Annotated in this window: 26 protein-coding genes and 1 other annotated feature; of the genes, 5 read left to right on the forward strand and 21 right to left on the reverse strand. The window is 64.3% G+C overall.

Features of this window, described 5'->3' with window-relative positions; translation table 11 throughout:
• The first annotated feature begins 4 nt into the window (after window positions 1-4).
• Window positions 5-59, forward strand: a sequence feature (sul1 is cis-regulatory element that is thought to sense ions involved in sulfur or methionine metabolism; They are found in Alphaproteobacteria).
• A 94-nt stretch (window positions 60-153) separates the two neighbouring features.
• From AN936_RS22895 to AN936_RS22910, 4 genes are read left to right on the forward strand one after another with little or no spacing between them, the layout of a single operon-like run.
• Entirely contained in the window at window positions 154-1,638 is a 1,485-nt protein-coding gene (locus tag AN936_RS22895; RefSeq protein WP_054590592.1) for a SulP family inorganic anion transporter, read from the forward strand.
• Window positions 1,638-2,504, forward strand: a complete 867-nt coding sequence (locus AN936_RS22900; protein WP_335337324.1) for a universal stress protein — start codon at window positions 1,638-1,640, stop codon at window positions 2,502-2,504. Before AN936_RS22895 ends, AN936_RS22900 begins: the two co-directional genes overlap by 1 nt.
• A gap of 1 nt (window position 2,505) precedes the next feature.
• On the forward strand, window positions 2,506-2,844 hold the full coding sequence (locus AN936_RS22905) for a TraR/DksA family transcriptional regulator (RefSeq protein ID WP_054590594.1): 339 nt from the start codon (window positions 2,506-2,508) through the stop codon (window positions 2,842-2,844).
• 7 nt (window positions 2,845-2,851) lie between these two features.
• Entirely contained in the window at window positions 2,852-3,061 is a 210-nt protein-coding gene (locus tag AN936_RS22910; protein ID WP_054590595.1) for a cold-shock protein, read from the forward strand.
• 384 nt (window positions 3,062-3,445) lie between these two features.
• On the opposite strand, the gene AN936_RS24910 is transcribed toward AN936_RS22910, so the two are convergent.
• From AN936_RS24910 to AN936_RS22990, 16 genes are all read right to left on the reverse strand, one after another.
• Window positions 3,446-3,652 carry a hypothetical protein gene (locus AN936_RS24910; RefSeq protein ID WP_149037835.1) on the reverse strand — a complete coding sequence of 69 codons (207 nt, stop codon included), beginning with the start codon at window positions 3,650-3,652 and terminating at the stop codon, window positions 3,446-3,448.
• A 110-nt stretch (window positions 3,653-3,762) separates the two neighbouring features.
• Window positions 3,763-4,098, reverse strand: coding sequence for a single-stranded DNA-binding protein (locus AN936_RS22920; RefSeq protein ID WP_039330710.1), 336 nt, complete (start codon window positions 4,096-4,098; stop codon window positions 3,763-3,765).
• A 470-nt stretch (window positions 4,099-4,568) separates the two neighbouring features.
• The gene (locus AN936_RS22925; protein WP_054590597.1) at window positions 4,569-4,973 is read right to left on the reverse strand and encodes a hypothetical protein; all 405 of its coding nucleotides are present in this window, start codon (window positions 4,971-4,973) and stop codon (window positions 4,569-4,571) included.
• Window positions 4,954-5,256 carry a type II toxin-antitoxin system prevent-host-death family antitoxin gene (locus AN936_RS22930; protein ID WP_054590598.1) on the reverse strand — a complete coding sequence of 101 codons (303 nt, stop codon included), beginning with the start codon at window positions 5,254-5,256 and terminating at the stop codon, window positions 4,954-4,956. The genes AN936_RS22925 and AN936_RS22930 overlap by 20 nt, the downstream gene beginning before the upstream one ends.
• Window positions 5,257-5,331: 75 nt before the next feature.
• A complete protein-coding gene (locus AN936_RS22935; RefSeq protein WP_054590599.1) occupies window positions 5,332-5,703 on the reverse strand; it encodes a hypothetical protein in 372 nt (123 codons plus the stop codon).
• On the reverse strand, window positions 5,697-6,212 hold the full coding sequence (locus AN936_RS22940) for a hypothetical protein (RefSeq protein WP_054590600.1): 516 nt from the start codon (window positions 6,210-6,212) through the stop codon (window positions 5,697-5,699). Before AN936_RS22940 ends, AN936_RS22935 begins: the two co-directional genes overlap by 7 nt.
• 185 nt (window positions 6,213-6,397) lie before the next feature.
• Complete coding sequence (locus AN936_RS25195) at window positions 6,398-6,898, reverse strand: DUF736 domain-containing protein (RefSeq protein ID WP_054590601.1); 501 nt, start codon at window positions 6,896-6,898, stop codon at window positions 6,398-6,400.
• A gap of 202 nt (window positions 6,899-7,100) precedes the next feature.
• A complete protein-coding gene (locus AN936_RS22950; RefSeq protein WP_054590602.1) occupies window positions 7,101-7,451 on the reverse strand; it encodes a hypothetical protein in 351 nt (116 codons plus the stop codon).
• Between the two features lie 72 nt (window positions 7,452-7,523).
• Complete coding sequence (locus tag AN936_RS22955) at window positions 7,524-7,895, reverse strand: DUF3768 domain-containing protein (protein ID WP_054590603.1); 372 nt, start codon at window positions 7,893-7,895, stop codon at window positions 7,524-7,526.
• Window positions 7,896-7,954: 59 nt separating this feature from the next.
• Window positions 7,955-8,737, reverse strand: coding sequence for a hypothetical protein (locus tag AN936_RS25200; RefSeq protein WP_054590604.1), 783 nt, complete (start codon window positions 8,735-8,737; stop codon window positions 7,955-7,957).
• A complete protein-coding gene (locus tag AN936_RS22965; RefSeq protein ID WP_054590605.1) occupies window positions 8,649-10,901 on the reverse strand; it encodes a M13 family metallopeptidase in 2,253 nt (750 codons plus the stop codon). Before AN936_RS22965 ends, AN936_RS25200 begins: the two co-directional genes overlap by 89 nt.
• Before the next feature lie 37 nt (window positions 10,902-10,938).
• Window positions 10,939-12,576, reverse strand: a complete 1,638-nt coding sequence (locus tag AN936_RS22970; protein WP_054590649.1) for an AMP-binding protein — start codon at window positions 12,574-12,576, stop codon at window positions 10,939-10,941.
• Window positions 12,577-12,819: 243 nt separating this feature from the next.
• Window positions 12,820-14,175: an IS1380-like element ISPme1 family transposase gene (locus AN936_RS22975; RefSeq protein ID WP_011997539.1), complete on the reverse strand. Its 1,356-nt coding sequence runs from the start codon at window positions 14,173-14,175 to the stop codon at window positions 12,820-12,822.
• A gap of 68 nt (window positions 14,176-14,243) precedes the next feature.
• Window positions 14,244-14,978: an ATP-binding protein gene (locus AN936_RS22980; RefSeq protein WP_054590606.1), complete on the reverse strand. Its 735-nt coding sequence runs from the start codon at window positions 14,976-14,978 to the stop codon at window positions 14,244-14,246.
• Window positions 14,979-15,081: 103 nt separating this feature from the next.
• Window positions 15,082-15,717: a DUF7007 domain-containing protein gene (locus AN936_RS22985; protein WP_054590607.1), complete on the reverse strand. Its 636-nt coding sequence runs from the start codon at window positions 15,715-15,717 to the stop codon at window positions 15,082-15,084.
• Between the two features lie 47 nt (window positions 15,718-15,764).
• Window positions 15,765-17,051, reverse strand: coding sequence for a hypothetical protein (locus AN936_RS22990; RefSeq protein WP_149037837.1), 1,287 nt, complete (start codon window positions 17,049-17,051; stop codon window positions 15,765-15,767).
• 67 nt (window positions 17,052-17,118) lie between these two features.
• Here AN936_RS22990 and AN936_RS22995 point away from each other — a divergent pair, with 67 nt between their 5' ends.
• Window positions 17,119-17,382, forward strand: coding sequence for a hypothetical protein (locus AN936_RS22995; RefSeq protein WP_054590609.1), 264 nt, complete (start codon window positions 17,119-17,121; stop codon window positions 17,380-17,382).
• 18 nt (window positions 17,383-17,400) lie between these two features.
• Here AN936_RS22995 and AN936_RS23000 read toward each other — a convergent pair whose 3' ends face one another.
• The 5 genes from AN936_RS23000 to AN936_RS23020 all read right to left on the reverse strand — a co-directional run bounded on the left by AN936_RS23000 (window position 17,401) and on the right by AN936_RS23020 (window position 19,857).
• Entirely contained in the window at window positions 17,401-17,895 is a 495-nt protein-coding gene (locus AN936_RS23000) for an RES family NAD+ phosphorylase (RefSeq protein ID WP_054590610.1), read from the reverse strand.
• Between the two features lie 4 nt (window positions 17,896-17,899).
• Entirely contained in the window at window positions 17,900-18,250 is a 351-nt protein-coding gene (locus AN936_RS23005) for an antitoxin Xre/MbcA/ParS toxin-binding domain-containing protein (protein WP_054590611.1), read from the reverse strand.
• A gap of 111 nt (window positions 18,251-18,361) precedes the next feature.
• Window positions 18,362-18,562, reverse strand: a complete 201-nt coding sequence (locus AN936_RS23010; RefSeq protein WP_054590612.1) for a hypothetical protein — start codon at window positions 18,560-18,562, stop codon at window positions 18,362-18,364.
• 17 nt (window positions 18,563-18,579) lie between these two features.
• Window positions 18,580-19,203, reverse strand: coding sequence for a DUF6927 domain-containing protein (locus AN936_RS23015; protein WP_054590613.1), 624 nt, complete (start codon window positions 19,201-19,203; stop codon window positions 18,580-18,582).
• Window positions 19,204-19,215: 12 nt separating this feature from the next.
• Complete coding sequence (locus tag AN936_RS23020; protein WP_054590614.1) at window positions 19,216-19,857, reverse strand: hypothetical protein; 642 nt, start codon at window positions 19,855-19,857, stop codon at window positions 19,216-19,218.
• Window positions 19,858-19,890: the final 33 nt, after the last annotated feature.

Consider the following 19,890-nt stretch of genomic DNA (forward strand, 5'->3'; position numbering starts at 1 on the left):
CTTCGCCGGACCCCGCTCATGCAGGGTGGCTCGGCCCGGCGCCTATCCCCGGGATAACCTTATTCCTTTCCTCCGATGCACTGTCTCCAACGTGGCTCTCAAAAGCCTGCGTGATGGAACGTGCGGTGCGTTGGACCAGAACCAAGGTCACACATGACATATATCGAAACCATCAAGCGTGAGTGGTTGTCAAACCCGCGCGGCGACATCCTTGCCGGGATCGTTGTGGCGCTCGCGCTCATCCCAGAGGCCATCGGCTTCTCCATCATTGCAGGCGTCGATCCGCGCGTCGGGCTTTATGCCTCGTTCTCAATCGCGGTGATCATTTCGCTGGTGGGCGGCAGGCAGGGGATGATTTCCGCTGCCACCGCCGCGATTGCGGTCCTTATCCTGCCGCTGGTGCGCGATCACGGCGTCGATTACCTGTTCGCCGCCACGATCCTGATGGGCGTGATCCAGCTGATTGCGGGCTTCCTGCGGCTCAACGTGCTGATGCAATATGTGTCGCGCTCGGTGATCACCGGCTTCGTCAACGCACTCGCCATCCTGATCTTCATGGCGCAGCTGCCCGAGCTGACCGGCGTGCCGGTGCTGACCTATGCGCTGGTCGCGGGCGGCCTCGCGATCATCTATCTGTTCCCCTACCTCACCAAAGCCGTGCCATCGCCGCTGGTGGCCATCGCGATCCTGACTGCTTTGGTCTATTATGCTGGTTTTGATGTGCGCACCGTAGGCGATATGGGCGAGCTGCCGTCGTCGCTGCCGATGTGGCTGATCCCCGATGTGCCGTTCACGCTCGAAACCTTGCAGATCATCCTGCCCTATTCGGTGACGATGGCCGCAGTCGGTCTGCTGGAGTCGATGATGACCGCGCAGATCGTGGACGATCTGACCGATACCCCGTCCGATAAGCAGCGCGAGATGAAGGGGCAAGGCATCGCCAACTTCTTCACCGGCTTCCTTGGCGGCATGGGCGGCTGCGCGATGATCGGGCAATCGGTGATCAACGTGAAGTCGGGCGGCGAGACGCGGCTTTCGACCTTCGTGTCGGGCGCGTTCCTGCTGTTCCTGATCCTAGTGCTCGGCGGGCTGGTGGCCATCATTCCCATGGCCGCGCTGGTCGCGGTGATGATCATGGTGTCGATCGGCACGTTCTCTTGGCGCTCGATCAAGGACGTTCGCTTCAATCCGTGGCAATCGTCGGTGGTGATGCTCGCCACCGTCATCATCACTGTCTGGACCCACGACCTTGCGCAAGGCGTAGGCGCCGGGGTGATCCTGTCGGGACTGTTCTTCGCCAGCAAGGTCAAGCGGCTGTTTACCGTCGAGTCCGAACTTTCTGCCGATAACACCACGCGCACTTACCGGATCGGTGGCCAGGTGTTCTTCGCTTCGTCAGACAGCTTCGTTGAAGCCTTCGACTTCAAGGAAGTGCTCGATCGGGTCGTGATCGATGTCAGCGATGCGCAGTTCTGGGATATCTCGGCGGTCGGCACACTCGACAAGGCGATCCTCAAGTTCCGGCGCGAGGGAACGGCGGTGGAGATCGTCGGCCTCAACGAAACCAGCGCCGCGCTGATCGAACGCTATGCCACGCATGACAAGCCCGGCGCCGAAGCGCAGTTGGGAGCGCACTGATGGGAGAGACGCACATGGAATTCATCCTCGCCGCAATCGACGCTTCGGCCCACGCGCCGGGCGTGTGCCAATACGCCGCCTGGGCGGCCAAGCGGTTGGAGATGCCGGTCGAGCTGCTCCACGTCGTCCAGCGTCAGGATGCTGTCGCCGCGCGGCGCGATCTGTCGGGCGCGATTGGCCTCGGGGTCAAAAGCGATCTGATGGAAGAACTGGTCCGCCTGTCGGAACAGAGCAGCCGCGCCGAGATCGAGAAGGGCCGCGTCCTTCTGGCAGCAGGTGAACAGATTGTGCGCGAGGCAGGCGTGACCGATGTCACCACCCTGCACCGCCACGGCGGCGTGATCGAGACGATCCTCGAACGCGAGGAGGATGCGCGGCTCGTGGTGATCGGTCGGCGCGGCACCGACCATGAATATGCCACCGACCACATCGGGTCGATGATCGAGCGGGTGGTGCGCGCCAGCATCAAGCCGGTGATGATCGTCTCGCGCACCTTTGCCGAGCCCGATCATGTCGTGTTCGCCTATGATGCCAGCCCCGCAGCCAAGCGCGCGCTGGAACGCCTCGCCAATTCGCCGCTGTTTGCAGGTCTGCCCGTCACCATCGTTATGGCGGAATCATCGGGCGAGGCCAAGGTGGCGGCGCTTAAGGATGCCGAGGCTGTGTTTGCACCGGATCATCCGGTCACAACCGTGTTCGATCCGGGCAAGGCCGAGAAGGTCATTCCCCGCGTCGTCGCATCGGCTGACAATCCGCTGCTGTTGATGGGTGCCTATGGTCATTCGCCGATCCGCAACCTGATCGTTGGCAGCACCACCACCGAAATGATCCGCACCGCCCACGCGCCGGTGCTGCTGGTGCGGTAGCATGGCGCTTGATCTGGCTCTGCTGCGTGCAAAGCTCCTCGCCCGGCGCGAGGAGCTGCTGGCGGAGGATCGCATCTCGTCAGAAGGTCGCGCGCCGGTGACGCTGGATCAGGACAGTGTGGGCAGGCTGTCCCGGATCGATGCCATGCAGCTTCATGAAATGGCCTTGGCACAGGCACGCCGGCGCAAATCCGAACGCGGCGCGATCGATACCGCCCTACAGCGCATTGAGGATGGCGAATACGGCTATTGCCTCAAATGCGGCGAGGACATTGCCCCGGCTCGCCTTGAGAACAGCCCATCGGTCACAAATTGCATCACCTGCGCCAATGAAGGCTGATCCTGCAATGACCACAGGCACCGTCAGATATGTTGTCCCGGACGGCGGGTGGGGGTTCATCTCACGCGACGACAAGCAGCCCAAGGTCTTCTTGCACATCTCCGAGGTGCAGGCGGCGGGGTTCGACGAGATCGTCAAGGGCCAACGCTGGGCGTTCACTCTGAAGGCGGGCCAGGACGGCCGGATGTCAGCCACTGATCTGGAAGTGATCGCGTAGCACGCATTATTCGAGAAGGCCCATTGGTGGCGCGTTCGAGTGTCATTTCTGGGTGCTCGCCAGTTCACTCCCGGCTTAATTTGGAGGTCTCGACTCCTTTCAATCCCGGTCATCCGGTGCGCTCGAACTGTTTCCCTAAACCGGACATAAGAGCAGACCCAGCGGGACAAAGAGCAATACAAGGCCTGAGCAAAACTCACCGCGCCGGCGATCGTCACCCGGACGGGCCGAGACCCGGCAGGGGCTCGGTGACGCCGATCGCAGACCCAGCACATGGGCAAGCCCTGTGTGCTGCCGGCAGCCCGGCGGAATAGAGCGCGATGCCGGCCATAGGCCGGCAGGCGCCAACCTCCCCTTCGGCATCCCTTGACGCAAATGTTCTTTTTATGTTCTCGGCAACGTATGGGAACCAAACACCTCGATTCTGTCGCTGATCTCGTTCGTCATGGCCTCAATGCGCAGATCGAGTGCGGCCGCTGCAGGCGAGTGGTCATCATGCCGGCGGCCCGGCTGCGCGATCAGTGCTTCACCAGGTCGATCCCCCTCAAACTGGACATGGTAGCCCGGCACTTGCGCTGCAGCTGTGGTCATCGTGGTGCCAGGATAAATCCCACCGGCAACTAACCGGCCTGCGCTCCGCACTCGGGTGCGCACCATCAATAACGCGGCGAGGGGCGGCACTGCGGTGCCGCCCCTGCTGGTCACAGGAACTCGACGTTCTCGGCGATGATCTCGCAGCCGTAGCGGTCATTGCCTTCGGCGTCCTGCCAGCGCGAGTAGTGGATGCGGCCCGTCACTGCGAGCTGGTCACCCTTCGCCTTGTGCTGGCGCAGCGGGAGCCCGAGGCCGTTGAAGACGGTGATCTTGTGGAATTCGGCATCCTTGACCGGGTAGCCGGTTTCAGGGTCCTTCTGGACCTTCCCATCGCGGATGACGGGACGTTCGGTCACGAGGATCAGTTCGGTGATGCGGGTGTCGCTGCGATCGCGGGCAACAGGGTCCTTGGCGAGACGGCCGACGAGGTTGACGATGTTCATTGCAAAAGCCTCCTTGGTGCCGACGGCTCGTCCGCCGGTGCCCTTATCGAGCCTCGGCGGGAGAGCTGGGACACCGCGCGCCCTCGCGCGCGGGAAACCTCGGAAATCGAGGTGGTGCGGGCAGCCCGGCTTGCCGGGCAACACGGCTCGCATTTCTGCAGGTTGGCCCTAAGCTCGACCAGAGAGGCAGGGGCACTGGGCGGCGGACGTGCTGTTGGCACAGGGGCTGATTGCGTGCCTGGACATCAACCTCGCCGCGTCTCGGCTTGCTGACGCTGGCGTTGGTCGCAGGATTGATCGCCTGTCCTCGCCAATTTCGGGGAGCGAATAGTCCCTTTGCGGCAGTCGTCCGGAACACCTGACCTTGGCTACCTGGGGTGCCGATCCGCAGGGTTGCCGCCACTGGCCCGGCGTTGACGCAAAATCGGACAAGGCCCCCAGGCGGCCTGTCTGCCTGAACGGTGCGCCAATCAGTCCCGATCGACGGGAGCTGCTCCCCAGGCTGCGATGGCATCGATGATCTTTGCCGTGAACCGCGGTGGGAGACGTCCGGCAATGTACCCAGGCTGCTTCATCAGGGGCCTGATGTCGAACCCGGGCCAGGTGAAGCGGTTGAATTCCGAAATGACGATGGCGCTACCGGGAACAAGGCCGGCTGTGCGCGCAATCTCATCGGGGATCACGATGGCGTTCTTGCGCCCTTCGCCCTTGGTGGTGATCGCGGCGACCAGATAGCGTGACCCCTCCACACCCACGACGACGACGAAGCGTTCCTTGACGCCTTCGTCGCGACCCCGTCTGAACTCTTCCTCGAAGAGGTAGACGTATCGGAGGATATGGCCGGCGGCGGGGCGGTCAGTCTTCCCAGCGGTCATTGGCGAGTTCGCTGTCCGAGGGCCGTGCATTGGCGAAAGCCTTGCGGTCGGCCTCGGTCATGTCGGACGAGGCGACAGCTTCGATATTCATGTGCCCCGCAATGACGCCGCGCGCCGCCTCTTCGAGATGGCGGAAATACTCGCTATCTGCGATCACATGCCGCTCGCGGCCATGGCTCGTGAGGACGACCGGCTGCTTGGTTGCGAGATCGAGGAACTCGCCGGTGTTATTGTGAAACCGGGTCAGGGGGACCCTGGGGTGCTCATTCGCCGCCGCTGGCATGGTGGTGTCTCCTCTTGGCCTCAAAATAGCAATTATTGCCAAAATAGCAAGATTTCTGTGACGGCGCTTGCCGCACTAGCCGTCCACCTCTGTTGCCGGCAGCACCGGCAATAATGGGACGAGGCCCGCATCAATCGCAAAGCCCAGAGTCCTTGCGAGGCGGCAGGCTCGAGCGATTGACCCGTCTGGAACATCGAGCGCCTTTTCAATCTGCCCAAGGGTTTCGCCAGCGCCAGGTTCACAGACCGTGTGAAGCTTGCCCGGCTCTGCGGTGATAGCAAAGGGCCAGGTCATCGCGACACCGACAACCCCTTCGTCGAGAATGAGCAGAGTATCGCCAGCAGCGATAGTCTCGTCGGTCTGTACGGCGTCGTAGGCATTGCCCGTCGAAGCGAACGCATGGATCCGCCACGCGCTAAAGGCGAAGCGCTCGCTGTCAGTCAGCATGGCAGGCCCCCTTCGGAGAAGGCGCGCTGCGCCGCTTCTGGAAAGGCTGCGGTGAGGTTCCGGTGGAGCGGCCCGGAGGACGCCGGAAAGAAGGCGCCGGTGCTGCTCGGCCGTGTGATCCGCAGCGCGCTTGCGACGGCATCCACGACGAAACCCGCAAGCTGATCGCTCGCCGTTAGTTTGCCGAATTCAGGCGGTGCAAACCCGGCCTGATGCCAGAAGGCGATGCCGGTCTCGAGGGTCTCGAGATAGCTGGCATGGCTGCCATCGTCCTGGTCATTGTCGATGCTCGCCTCGACTGTCCGGTAGGTCCCGAAATCATGAGCGTTGGCCTTGATCCGCAAGCTGATGCCGACAGGCGGCGATCCGGCAACCGCAATCAGCGCAGCTCTGTAGAGCATGGCTTCTGCGTTATTCACGAGATCGAAATTGGGGGTGTGGCCGATCTGCGAACAGTCTTCGTTCCACGGAGCGCCGCCAAGATCGAGAGTCCAGTCTGTCTGTGCCATTCAAGCCTCCTTTGCTTGAACGGCACCTCCCCCTCCTCTCTCGCAGGCAGAGTTCCTACAGCAGGTCTGGTGAGCCCGACAGCAGCGGGCAAAAGAAAAGGCCCGCCCGCGACAAATGCGCGGACGGGCCTTCCCGATGTGACCGGCGCGGGTCGCGGCACCGGTCACGGGGGGGCTTGTCCCGGTCAGGCGTCGACGCTCACGCGCGTCTTGCCCTTGGGTGCCGGAGCGGTGCTCTCGCCCAGACCGTCGCCGCTGGCAGCCCCGCTGTCAACGCCGCGGTCGCTGGCCGGTTCGTCACCGGTGGCGGTGAGCGGCGGCAGGGCGCCTTCGCTCTCGCTGCCGAAGCCGTCGAGCGAGGCCTTGGGCTTCGAACGGCGCCAGGCAACATTGAAACTGCCGTCGTTCTGCTGGAACATCGCGACCGGGATCGGCGCCGAGAGGCTGGGGTCGTCGATCTGGCCCGACAGGAAGCACTCGCCGGTCTCGTTCGACGAGTATTCCCAGAGCGCGCCGATCTTGACCCAGCTGCGGCGGTCCGCCGAGAGCGCCATGAGATCGAACTTGGGTGCCCGCTCGTTGGTGGATTCGAAGGCGCGCAGAGCGACCGTCGCGCTGAAGGTCAGGGTGGTGATACGGCCGATGTGAACGCCTTCTGCGTTGGCCTTGAGGGTGCCGATGTTCATGTCAAATTCTCCTGATGCTGTCCGAACCCCTTGTCCGGAACACCTTCTCCCATCCCCCCTCTCCTCCGGGCCCGTGGCCCGGCCCGTGCGCCAGCCACCGCAGGCGCGCGTAATCCTGTCCAGCCCGGAGGGCTGAGGAGTCTCGATAGGTGCTTTGGAGCTGAACCGGCCCTGCTTCGAGCCCTGGGCGGTCCGTACCGACTTAAGCTTCGGACGCGGGCCCGTCCTTGATCTGGCTGAGGCGGGCCATGAAGGCCTTGGCTTCGAGCTGATTGGGTCCATCGCGCGTGGCGAGGCAGGCCATCCTGTCGATCTCGAGCTGTGCGGCAAGACTTGCCTCGATTTGGCAATAGGGTTCGAGCACGCGGATTGCGTCAACTGCGCGGGGAAGCTCGCCGAAGGCGGTTCCGACCCATACGAGTTCGATCTCCTCCCCGTCTTCGTCAGGGGCGCTCAGAACCTGTGCGAAATAGGTCTGAAGTGGACGGTCCCAGCCAACATAGGCACTTGCCGCCGCAGCCCCGTCACGAAGCGGTACTTTGTGTCTGCTCATACGCTCGTTACCTCCCCACCATTTGCTCGGCTGATGCCCCGCAGCGCAGTGACATGTCCGCCCCTGAACTGATCAGTAGTCCGCTGGCCGCATCAGCGTGATGACGCGCCGTGTCATCGCTGGATTGGCCGGATCCTCTGACCCGAACGCCAGTTCGGTATCGAAATAATCGATTTTCATCAGCACCTTGATGCCATCGACATCCATGCTTGCAAAGTCTCGCTCGGGAGAATCCGGGGCGAAGGTGCAATGGCGCAGAGCGGCCATCAACCGGGCCTGGGCCATCATACTGTCTGCCACGGTGTCGCCGCTGAATTCTGCAAGCAGCCCGGAGGTCATGACGATGCGGGCCGTTCGGTCACGGCCCTGGCGTGCGGCATCATTGAGCAGCGCGATCCGCTCGGTGCGCTGCCGCGCGCAAGAGAGGTCGGTTGTGTCATGCATTGGAGCTCTCCTCCCGATCAAAGGGGCGATCAGCGGGCAACCGGAAGGCCTCGCGGGCCTCAGCCGGCAGGCTGACAAGCGGACAGCTGAACATCGATCGCGGTCCCGGGGGCGACGGTAATAGCAACCTGCCGATCCTTGGGAATGACCCACAGGATGCCGGCGAGCGTGTCGCGGATACGTGCCGCAATGGCCTCTTCTTCGCCGAGCAGCACCCGGGCCGCGAGCTCGCGCGCATCGCGCAAGAAGTGCTCGTGCTGGGTGTCCCAAGAATCTGCCTCGCTGTCGTCGCTCGCGCAGAAACAGACGTTCTCGATCAGATCGACCAGCGTTTCAGGAGTCAGCGCCGGACCCGGCACATAGGCGATGCGGATCTGATTGACACCGCTGTACCAGCCATCCTCATCCACGACGAAGGCCACATCTGCCGGGATCCGTTCCTCGCGCTGCGTTTCGCTGGCGCGGTGGAAGACGCAGAACCTCAGTTCGATCGTCTCGGCACGCACATGGTCATCGAGCGGCGGGAAACTGCCGTTCTCGGCGATGACGTGGCCCTGCTCCCCGGCTGAAACATAGAAGCGCACGTTGCCGAGCTGATGCAGCGCGTCATACCAGCCATAGCCTGCGTAGGCAGGATGGTTCTCGACGAGGTGCGGGCGCAAAGGGTGCTCGCGCAGCGCGCGCTCCAGTCCCTGTGCAATATCGGGCTCAAGATCCGCGACAAGGATCGTTTCCGCACCTGCTGCGACCTCCTCATATTCGACATTGACGTTGTCGCTCTCCGCGATGGCCGCATGCCAGCGGGGCAGGCAGGGGTCGGCCTCCGGCAGCGCGACCCCCAAATCGCGCGCTTCTTTCCAGTTCTCGAAGGAAAGCCGGTGCTGGCCTCTGTGCGCCAGCGCGGAATAGATCGTGCGCTTGCACGCTACCTGCAGCGCCGCAAAGGCGGCGTTCTCGACGAATTCCTTGCGCGCCGGGAGCACAAGGGCAAGGCCCGGGGTGGCCCCGATATCGAGCCGTGCATGGTAGCCGGTATTTGCCGCGCCACACCTGCGCCCAGCCGAGGAACACCCGCTGGTCGCCCGTCAGGCCGTCCAGCGTCGGCGCCGGCTTGCCCTGCAGCGAGATGCGATAGGCGTCCAGTCCGAGCAGCAGCCCGCCGAGGTCGGCGATGTTCTCGCCCATGGTCAGGTCGCCGTTGATCTTGGCGCCGGGCAGGATCTCCACCGCGGCGTACTGCTCGCCGAGCTTCTTGGCCTGGGCCTGGAACTTGGCCGCGTCTTCGGCCGTCCACCAGTCGGTCAGCCGGCCGTCGCCGTCGCTCTTGCGGCCCTGGTCGTCGAAGCCGTGGGTGATCTCGTGGCCGATCACCCCGCCGATGGCGCCGTAGTTGATCGCCGGATCGCCGTTCGGGTCGAAGAAGGGCGGCTGCAGGATGCCGGCCGGGAAGACGATCTCGTTCTTGGTGGACGAGTAGTAGGCGTTGATGGTCGGCGGGGTCATGCCCCACTCCTCGTCGTCGACCGGTCCGCCGAGACGGTTCACCCGGAAGGCCCAGTCGAAGGCGGCGGCCCGCTCGACGTTGCCGTACAAATCGTTCTCGACCACCCGCAGGCCGGTGTAGTCGCGCCACTTGTCGGGGTAGCCGATCTTCACGTTGAACTTGGCGAGCTTGTCGAGCGCCTTCTCCTTGGTCGGCGCGCTCATCCAGTCGAGCTTCTCGATGCGCGCCTTCATCGCCGACTTCAGGTCGGCGACGAGCTGCTCCATCTTGGCCTTGCTCTCCGGCGGGAAGTAGGCGGCCACATAGGGCTTGGCCAGAGCCTCGCCGATCTGGGAGTCCACCAGCGAAACGCCCCGCTTCCAGCGCGGCCGCTGCTCCGGCTGACCGGACAGGGTCTTCTGGCGGAACTCGTAGAAGGCCTGGTCGAAATCCTTCGACAGGTAGGGCGCGGCGTTGTCGGCCAGGTGGAAGGCCGACCAGGCCTTCAGCGTCTCGAGCGGCGTTCCGGCGTAGATCGCGGCGATCTTCGGGAAGGCGGTGTTCTCCGCGGCGATGACCCGCTTAACTCCGCCCAGGTCCGCCCCCTCCATGAAGGCGCGCCAGTCGAAGCCGGGCGCGAACGCGGCCAGCTGGTCGACCTCGTAGGGATTGTAGGTCTTGTCGTCGTCGCGCCGCTCGGCCCGGGTCCACGACACCTTCGCGATTTCGGTTTCGAGCGCCAGGATCTGCTTGGCGGCGTCGGCCGGGTTCTCCCAGCCGGACAGGGTCAGCAGCCGCGTGATGTATTCGACGTACTTCTCCCGCTGCGGGGCGAATCGCTCGACGAGGTAGTAGTCGCGGTCGGGCAGGCCCAGGCCCGCCTGGCCGAGGTAGACGGCGTAGCGCTCCGGCTCCTTGGCGTCGTCGTAGATGTAGGCGGAGAAGAAGGAGCCGCCGAAGCTCTTCATCGAGGCGCCCATCAGCCGGGCGATGTCGTCACGGCTCTTCGCGGCGCGGATCGCGGCCATGTCCTGGGCCAGCGGCCTGGCGCCCAGCGCGTTGACGCCGGCCTCATCCATGAAGCTGCGGTACATGGCGCCAATCTGGGCTTCTTCGCCCGTCGCCGCGCGATTGGCGGCCGCCTTGTCCAGCACCGTCCGCATGCGGTTCACCGACAGCTCGTTCAGCGCGTCGAACACGCCGAACCGCGAGCGGTCGGAGGGGATCTCCATCTTCGAGAGATAGGTCCCGTTGGAGAAGTGGAAGAAGTTGTCACCCGGCTCCACGGCCCGGTCCATGCCGGACAGGTCGAAGCCCCAGGTCCCCATGCGGGGCGCTTCGGAGAGCTGCGGGCCGCCGCCGCCGCCGCCGGCCGTCTCGGCCTCCAGCAGGCCCGCGTGGGCGCGGTCGAAAGCGGCCGCCGGTTGGGCGGCGATGGCAAGTGCGGCCGCCGCGGCGGCCCCGAGCCAAAAGGTCTTCATGAAGAAAAACACCTTGGATGATGCATAGTTGGGGCGGACCATGCCTCGCCCGGCCCCAACTTCGCTCATTACTTTTTTGTTAGGTGGCCGGGGCGGCCAGCGCCTTCAGCGCCATCTCCTTCACCGAGCGGTAGTCGAGCTTGCCGTTCGGCGCCCGCTCCACCTTGGCCAGCACCAGCTCGCGCGGCGCCTTGTAGTCGGCCAGGATGGACTTCACGTGGCCCGACAGGTCCTGAAGCGTGGGCGCCCGGTCCCCGACGAAGTCGACGACGGCGCAGATCCGCTCGCCGAAGCGGGCGTCCGGCACCCCGACCACCGCCGCGTCGCGCACGCCCGGGAAACGCTTGAGCGCCTCCTCGACCTCTTCGGGGAAGACCTTCTCGCCGCCGGTGTTGATCACCTGCGAGCCTCGGCCCAGCAGGGTGATGGTCCCGTCGGCCTCGACCGTCGCCCAGTCGCCGGGCACGGAGTAGCGCTGGCCCTCGAAGACCCGGAAGGTCTTCGCCGACTTCTCCTCGTCCTTGTAGTAGCCGACCGGCGTGTGGCCGCCGACCGCCAGCAGGCCGCGTTCGCCCGACCCGGGCTGGACCCGCCGGCCGTCCTCGGTGAACACCGCCGCGTTGGCGCCGACCGCGAACTTGGCGGTCTGGGCCGGGGCGGCGGCGTTGGCCATCGAGCCGGCGAGGCCCGGCGCCTCGGAGGAGCCGAGGGAGTCCATCAGCGTCACCTGGGGCATGTGCTTGAGCAGGCCCTGCTTGTTCTCGGCGCTCCACATCGTGCCCGAGGAGACGATGCCCAGCAGGCTGGTCAGCTTCCAGCGGCCCGGGTTGGCGTCGAGCGTCTCCAGCATCGGGGCGGCGAAGGCCAGGCCAACGATGATCAGGCTGGAAACCCCCAGGCGGTCCACTTCGTCGAACAGCTCGACAGCGTCGAACTTGCGCGACGGCAGCACGGCCACGGTGGTCCCGGCGTTCAGCGCCCAGAGCGAAGTATACTGCGCGGTGGCGTGCATCAGCGGGGCCACGGCCATCGTCACCGCCTGCGGCGCGCCGCTGGCGACCACGGCCTTCACGCGCTCGCCGGCCTCGGCGAGCGTCTCGAGCGGTCCCAGGCCCAGCAGCAGGTTCGCCCCGCCGCCCAGGCTCTTGAAGAGGTCCTCCTGGCGCCACATCACGCCCTTGGGCATGCCGGTGGTCCCGCCGGTGTACATCATCAGGATGTCGTCGCCCGAGCGGCCCCAGGGGGCGACCGCCCGCTCGGCGCCGGCCGAGGCGATCGCCTCGTAGTCCTCGGCCCAGTCCGGGACCGGGTGGCCAGCTTCGGGAACGGCGAGCCAAAGCTTCACCTTCGGCAGGCCGCCGCGCACCTTGTCCGCGGTCGCTGCGAAGGAGGCGTGGAACACCACCACCTCGGCGTCGGCGTTGTCGAGCAGGTAGGTCAGCTCCTCGCCGCCGTACCGGTAGTTGATGTTGAAGGGCGCCAGGCCCGCCTTGAAGGCGGCGAAGTAGCTCTCGAGGTATTCGGGGGCGTTGTAGAGGTAGGCGCCGACCTTCGACTGGTGAGACACGCCCGCCTCCAGCATCCGGCGGGCGAGCGCGTTGGCGCGGCGGTCGAAATCCCTGTAGCTGACCACCCGCGGCCCCTGGATCAGGGCGGGCCGGTCCGGCGCGGCCGCCGCCACGCTCTCCCACAGGTTGGCGTAATTCCAGGCCTCCATCGGCGCCTCCAATACATAAAAGCCGACATTCCCCAAGTGGCCCGCCGCTTGACTTCAAGATCGCCTGATTTTGCTCGCTGGGCAAGCGTTTTTCGCCCCGAGCGGTGTCTGTCGTCGCGCAAACGGCCGAAGTCGGGTGGATCAAGCCTCGAACCCGCAGCATTCTGGCCCGGCAGAGCCGCTTTTCCGCGCGGCAGACGGACCTGTCCTGCCGCTTTCGTTCAGCTTGGGCATGGATCGTGGTCATGCGCATGACGGAGGCGTTCGAAGACGGCGGATGGCGGCAAGGACGGCCCGCACCATCGGGCCGGTGACGGCGACCTCGGCCAACTGGAAGGTAATGGCGCGGGCGTGGCGGACGACGCGGGCGCCGATCTTGATCAGCTTGAGTTGCAGGCTGGTCAACGACCAGTCCGCCATGGCCTCGGGCAGTTCGATGCAGCGCAGGAAGGTTGCCAGGTTGTAGGCCAGCGCGTGCAGTTGCAGCCGCACCTCGTTGTGCCGGAACTTCCGGCATGACAGCCGCGTCCAGCGAAAGGCATATTTGCCTTCCTTGATGTGCTGCTCTGCGGTGCCGCGCTGGTTGTAGAACCTCACCACCCAGTCTGGCTCCATCGGCAGGTTGGTGACGATGAAGCCGACTTTGGGGAACAGCTCGCCCGGATGCCATTCGATCTTGGCGATGACGCGGCGCGGCTTGTCCCAGGACGCCGCCTGATACTCGAAGTCCTCGAAGAACCGTTTGACCTTGGTCAGCGAAGGCCGTCCCACGGGCCGTGTCAGCCGATGCGCGATCTTCTCGCGCAAGACGGCGTTGGCGGGCAGACGGATGGCGTAGAAGAACCTGGCTTCTTCCAGCCGCATATAGATCGCGGGGATCGCGTAGGCAGCGTCGGCCCGGAAGAAGCGTCCACCAAGGTCGCGGCCAGCATATCGGGCAATGACGGGATCAAGGACATCCCGCCAGCCATCGGCGCTGTGGACATTGCCGTTACGCAGGGCGCAGCGCTCCAGCATGCCAAACTGGTTGAACAAGAAGATGGGGTGATAGCAGGTGCAGTCGAAATGCCCGTTCCAGGCAGTACCTTCCTGATCGCCGTGGGTGGGGCTGACCGAGCTGTCCATGTCCAGCACGATGTATTTCAACCCGTTGCGGTCATGAAACCGGTCGATCCATTGGCCGTTCAGATCGGCCAGCGCCGCCCGGTTCGCGGCCAGAGCCAGCGTCTCGGTCTCGAACCGTCCCATCTGCGATGCCGAAGCAGCTTGCGCCTCGACGGCCCTGCCGCCAACGACCTGACGCATCACGGGATCGAGGGCCAAGCGGTCGGCATCGTTCACATCCTCGTATCCGGCCAGTCGTCCGAACACCGATTGCCGGAACAATCCGTCAAGCCGATGGAGCGTGTTCTTCCCGGTGCGGCTGTCTCGCAGCGCCTCCGACGCCAGATTGGACAGGCCGAGCACGTCATCAAGCTCGCGCATCACCAGCAGGCCACCGTCTGAACTGATCTGCGCACCACGGAACTCCAGACGCACACGGCGGTCGAAATCAACCCGATCTCCCCGCGCCAAGCCCGCACCCTCCAGGTGATCCATGAAACGCGCCCCTCGCAGCCGTCAACGCCATGATTTATATGCGAAATATCACGATTACGACAGCGAAATCAGCGACTTACTTGGAGAATGTGGGGGTAGGTCTTGCCGCCAAGGCTCTCCGAGACGCTGGCAAGCTTGCGGGTGAGCGCCATCCCATGGAAATTCGTCGTGGGGTCCTGGTGGTATTCGCGCCCCTCGAACACGCCGATCTGGCTGCCGTTCCACTCGGCAATGTAGATCGCCTTTGCGAGAAAGTCCTCGCGCGGCACGTGCGCGCCATTGAAGAACACCGGCAGCGGGTAGAACTTCGCGACCTCGCGCAGAATCCGCTCGGTCGTCTGCTCGCTCACCCCGGGCATCAGGAAGGTGATGGTCGTCCCAACCGGGCGAGCCAGGGGCACCACGGCAATGTCCTGCGCACCGGTCCAGCCATCCGCTGGGACATGGACCGACCATCCGGTGTCGGCATCGGCATGACGCGTGCTGATCCGGGTATCCTTGCCCGCCAGGCTGAAGACACCCATGCCTGCCGGGTCTTCGGCCTCATGGATGTGCTGGCTCCAGCCCGAATCCCCCAGCGCAATCATGGTCTGGGGATCGGCTACCCCGGACCCATCATCGACAAGGGTCAGGCGCGCTCCGTCCTGATCCGCGCAGCAGGCGATATCGATCCGGGAAGCGCCAGCGCGGCGACTGTTCTGGAGGAGCTCGCCGAGGATATCGCCGATGGTTCCGTTAAAGAGGCGCGTGACTTTGGTGATCGTCTTCGGGCTGACGCTGGGTCGGATGACTGTCAGGTTCATGGCAAAGGGTCCTTCATCGCACTGGTTCGCCCTTCCCCTCCCCCTTCCCTCCAGATCGGCGGATCGATGCCTGGCCATAGCCGGGCGGCCTTCGGCGAGCTCTTCAGCCCACTCGTTTCGGTCGCAGGGCATCGGGCATCGGGATGATCTCGTGCGCCGTATCGCGCAGCGCCGTGACCTCGCCGCGCGCGGCGTAGAGGTCCTTCGCGATCAGCGCGCAGACTTCTGCCTCGCCATAAGTTGGCCGGCCAAGGTGATCGACGCGCTCGACTTGCCGGGCAATCACGCCGACTTTGCCTTCCGGCACCCATTCGGCCCAATCGCCCCAGGCGCTGGTCACGCAGAATTCGCCGATCGCGGCGATGTAGGCCTTACGCGTCCGCAGGATCGCAGAGGAATTCTCCTCTACGGCCTCGCCGGTGAAGGCGCTGAAGCGGTCCGGGTGCCAACATTTGGCGGTATCGCGGGCAAGCTGCAGGAAGCCCGCGGAGCAGGAGCCCTGCCGTTCTAGCTCGCTGGTAAAGGCAAGGATCGGGAGCGCCCAATCGCAGTCTTCTTCGTAGGACCCGCCCTCGATCTGTAGCGCCGGCGGCATGGCGGCCTGTCTCTGATCGGACAGAATGATGCCGCCGTGGCTGGCGGTCATCACCGACCAAATGCCCGGGCCAAGCTGATCGGCCTGCTGGACGGCGCCCCAGATCGATGTCGATGGGCGCGGCGACGGAGCGAAGCTTGTCATGAGCGAACTCTCTTTCTTCCGGTTCGCTCACATCCTCCCCCTCCCCTTCACTCGAGAAGGCGGCGGGCTTGGCTGATAATTGCCTCAGGCGTCACGCTGCTGACGGCCATGGATACGACAAGCCCGGCCTGACCGAGACGCTCGCGCTCGATGCTGCGCAGCTCAAGATAGTCAGCATCATCCGACTGCAGGATCTGGAGCGCGAACTTGCACTCCACCCCGCTATGCTCATCGAGCAGCGCCACCAGGAAATCCGGCCTCGCTGAGCCCGCAGCCAGCGTTATGTCAAAGAGGACCTTCTTGACCGCCATCCTGACACCGAGACGGCGCAGTTCATACTGGGCCTGTTGGAGCGCGCGCAGCACGTCGCGATCATGGTCGCGCTCGGCGGGCACGAACTGGTTTCCGCTGAAGACGGGCTGGGCATAGGCGCGCAGCGCAAGGTATCCTTCGCGCCGGCTGTGCTCGCCGACGACAGCAAGCACCAGAAACGGGGGCTCGACCTCGGCCCGGATGATCCCGGTGTGCTGGATGCGATTGCGGATTTCGACAGTTCCGAGCCCCGTCACCACCTCGCTGGATGTGACCTCGCTCGCTTCGAGAAGCAGAAAGGCCTGCGGTGCAAACTCGGGCGGCCAGGTCTCGGCCGCAGCCCGCAATCGGGCATGGACGCGCCGTTTCTCGTAATCGATCGCGTTGGTGTAGAGATGATCCGACAGCCGAATGCCCGGCGCGATGTCGAGGCCCTGAGCAGCGCGCTTGAGGTGGCGCATTTCTTCGCTGATCGAGCCTGCGCGCCTGCCACTGGGCGGTAACTCGCGCAGGATGTTCGACCCTGCGCGTTCGAGCAGAAGCCAGAGCAGCTTGCCGAGGCGCGGGATGGCGACGCCGCGTGAGCGATCGTCAGGCTCTATGTCCTCTGGCCTCTGCGCAAGCTTCTCCGGTGCCTTCTGGTGTGCGCTGAACAGGCCTTTTGGCAGGCCGATGGCATAAAGCGAATCCTTCACGGTCTCGCGGATGCGCGGTGGCGCCTGCGGTAGATGAAACGGGCAACCTGAATCGTGGCCAGGCCGTGAAGTAAGACGCCGGAGGTAATAGGTCTCCTGAAAACTGAGATATGCCGCGCTCATCAGCGGCGGTGGCCGCTCTGCCCCAAGGCAATCGCAGGCGATCCACTTGTGGTTCTCTCGCGCGGTGGAGACCAGTGAGACGCAAGCGCGGTGGTCGGCCTCGCTGCCCCGGCCTGTATACCAGCGCACCAGCGCAGCCTTCAGCTCGTCACTGATGGCGACCCTGCCGGTCTTTCCTGTGGTGTCCTTACCTACCAGCCACATGCATGATCACGCCTTGACCCTGTCGCTTGTTCACGATATGTTCATAATCTGCAGGAGCCCACAAATAATGAACAAGGTCTTTGATATCGGCAAGTTCGACCTCGATGTCACGCTGCGCGACGCGGCGCTTGATCCGAATTGCCGTCCAACCAAGCGCATGCTCGCCAATGCCTCGATCGGAGTGGAGCCGTTCGATGCTTATTACTCAGCGCGCGAGCTCTATGAGACCTTGCAGGGCGTCTTTCAGGGCCTGATGGCCCTGTTCCTGCCCGCAATGCCGACTTTACCGAAGGCCCATCGTGGTATCTCGATCCCGGTCTTGGAGGGATGATCGAGGAATAAGCGGCCATCAGTTATTGCGAAGGCCAAGTCGGTCGTCGTCATCAACACACGTGATGCGCCCGTCCCAGCTCCACAGGACCAGATTGAGCGCGTCCGCAGGGGCACCGCGGGCGTAGCTCGGGACGACGATGCCGGCATAGCCTTGCGCGATCGCGGCCTCCGCCAGATCCTGCGTCGGGACCGGCTTGCCTGAGAGCATCCGATCACGCCACGCCGGGTCGGCGAGCTCAGCCGGTGCGATACCGAAATGCCGCAATGCAGCCGCATCGCGGCCATCGAGCAGCGGTCCGATGTCGGCCTGATAAGCGACGAGCGTGGTGGGCTGGAGGGTGCCAACCTGATTGGCCTCGCGCAGCGCGGTCTCGGGGGCGAGGGAAGTATAGAGCGCGATGCGCCCGATGCGATTGAACCGTCCGCCAAACCGGGCCGCCCCCTCCCCTGAGAGGGGTTCGCGGGACCAGACCGGATTGTGGGCGCGGTAGAGCAGCCCGGTAAAGTGCATTGGACTAGGCGTGGACGCCAGCGTCGACGGCGTCGATATAGGTCAACACGTCATCGGCCCGGTTGCTCTGTACCAGCTGCATGGCGGTCTGGCCCGAGAAACCCGGGAGCGGTTCCGAGCGGTACCAGGCATAGGCCAGCAAGGCCGAGCCAAAGCGCGGCTCGACCTTGTTGAGCACCTCGACCATTTGGCGAAGGCGGCGCTGGGTACGATCGGACGCGATCCGGTCTTTGCGCTGGATCGCGTCCTTGCCGAGGCCCAGCGAGCGTGCGAGTTCGTCGCTGGTGGTCCGCAGCGCGTCGACGATCTTGCGCGGAGCAAACGCGCCGTTGTCAGCGTAGTTTTGAATCGCCATTGCACTTTCCCATGAATTCTGACGCGATATAGCGTCAATCTTTGCGGTAATCAAGGTTTGCTGTGCCAGACCCAGCAGGTGTTCCGGTTCTGCCGCAGACGTTTCCCGCTCTTACAAAACCACGACCTGCAATTCGATCGCACCGGGAAGGCCCTCTTCTGCAGGCAGAACGCAGAAGGGCTGGAGCTTGCTGTCCGTCCTCACCACGGCATGGCTCTGCCCGGAATCTGCGGTCATCCGGATGGCGAGGCGCTCGGCATTGGCGCGTCCGCACAGGATCGCCCTTCTGGGATCGAGGCTCTGAAGCAGCATGGGTTACCTCCCGAGCGTTACGGCGTTGCCGGGAAGAATGTGCGCGGCGCACGCTTGGGCGGCACGACTTCGAACCGGCGCTCCATCAATCTGCTGATGCGGAACCGGCCTCGGCCATCGGGCGTGCTGAGTTCAATCTTCGCGCCGCGCTTTGTCACCCTGAATTCGGCGTGTTCGCTCCCGTCGGTGAACTTCATGGGTTCAGGCAGCCGGATCATGTCGCCATCGGCGATCTTGCGTTCCTTCAGCCGCAGCTGCCGGTAGCACCGGTTGCGCCAGTCGAGGGCATAAGGGTGATTGGTTGGCCCCAGCTCCTCGAGGATATTTCTGGGACATCCGGCCTCCACCGGCCCGGAGTTTTCATCCATGTCCTTATAGCCGAACAGGAGGCCGTCTGCGGCCTTGGGGTTCCAGCGCACCAGACAGATCACCGCGGAGATGGCGTGGGTCTGGTTGTTCGGTCCAAAGCGCTGGACAGCCGCGTAATAGGCCCCGGTTGTGGACACGCTTCTGATGACCCGGCATCCTTCAAAGCTGCCGGTTTCTTCATTCTCGCGCTCCCATGTGAGCTGATTGTCGAGATAGGCCTTGGGAGTGTCGAAGCCCCCCATTCCGGCACGGTGCATGTAAAGCCAGCCCATGCGTGTTCTCCTTCAGATGAGCCCCGGCTGCGCCGGAGGTGCGATCTTCAATTCGCGCGCGATCCGCGCCGTGAGTGCGGGAATGTCTGCAAGGGCGGTGATCGGCGCTTTGCGCATCACCGCGCCAGGCGGTTTCCAGAACGGGTTGCGCCAGGCGAGACCCGGCTCGCCGAACCTTTCCGGGCTGATCCGGACATAGATACCTTCGGCTTCCAGCACATGCTCGCCCGCGAGCTGTTCCTGTGAGGTGTAATAGCTGATGCGGTAATCGGCGTGATCGAGCCCGATCCCTGCTGCGATCTGGCGGAGTGCGCGCGTGCCCTCGCGCCGGTAGTGGCGCAGCTCTTCGGGACGATAGTCGATCCCGCGCTTGACCAGCGCAATGATCGCCGGTCTGTGCTTGAGCTCGGCAAGGCGTTCGATGCACTGGGACCGCAGCGCCTGGTCGTCTGCCTCACATTCGGTCGGCCTTCCGTCGGCAATGCGCTGAAGGTGGCGGGTGAGGAGCAGCACTGCCGGGCAGCTTCCAACCTGCCGGCCTGCAAGGCGGACATCATCGACGGCCTCGTTCAATGCCCGCAGCGCATTCTCGAAGGTTGTCAGCCCGTCGGGCTGGAGTGCGCGGCGGTAACGGTAATCGATGTCGCAGGACATGAGGCTTCCTTTCCATTGCAAGATGCAATGGCC

Source organism: Sphingopyxis macrogoltabida, assembly GCF_001307295.1.
Lineage (GTDB): Bacteria > Pseudomonadota > Alphaproteobacteria > Sphingomonadales > Sphingomonadaceae > Sphingopyxis > Sphingopyxis macrogoltabida_B.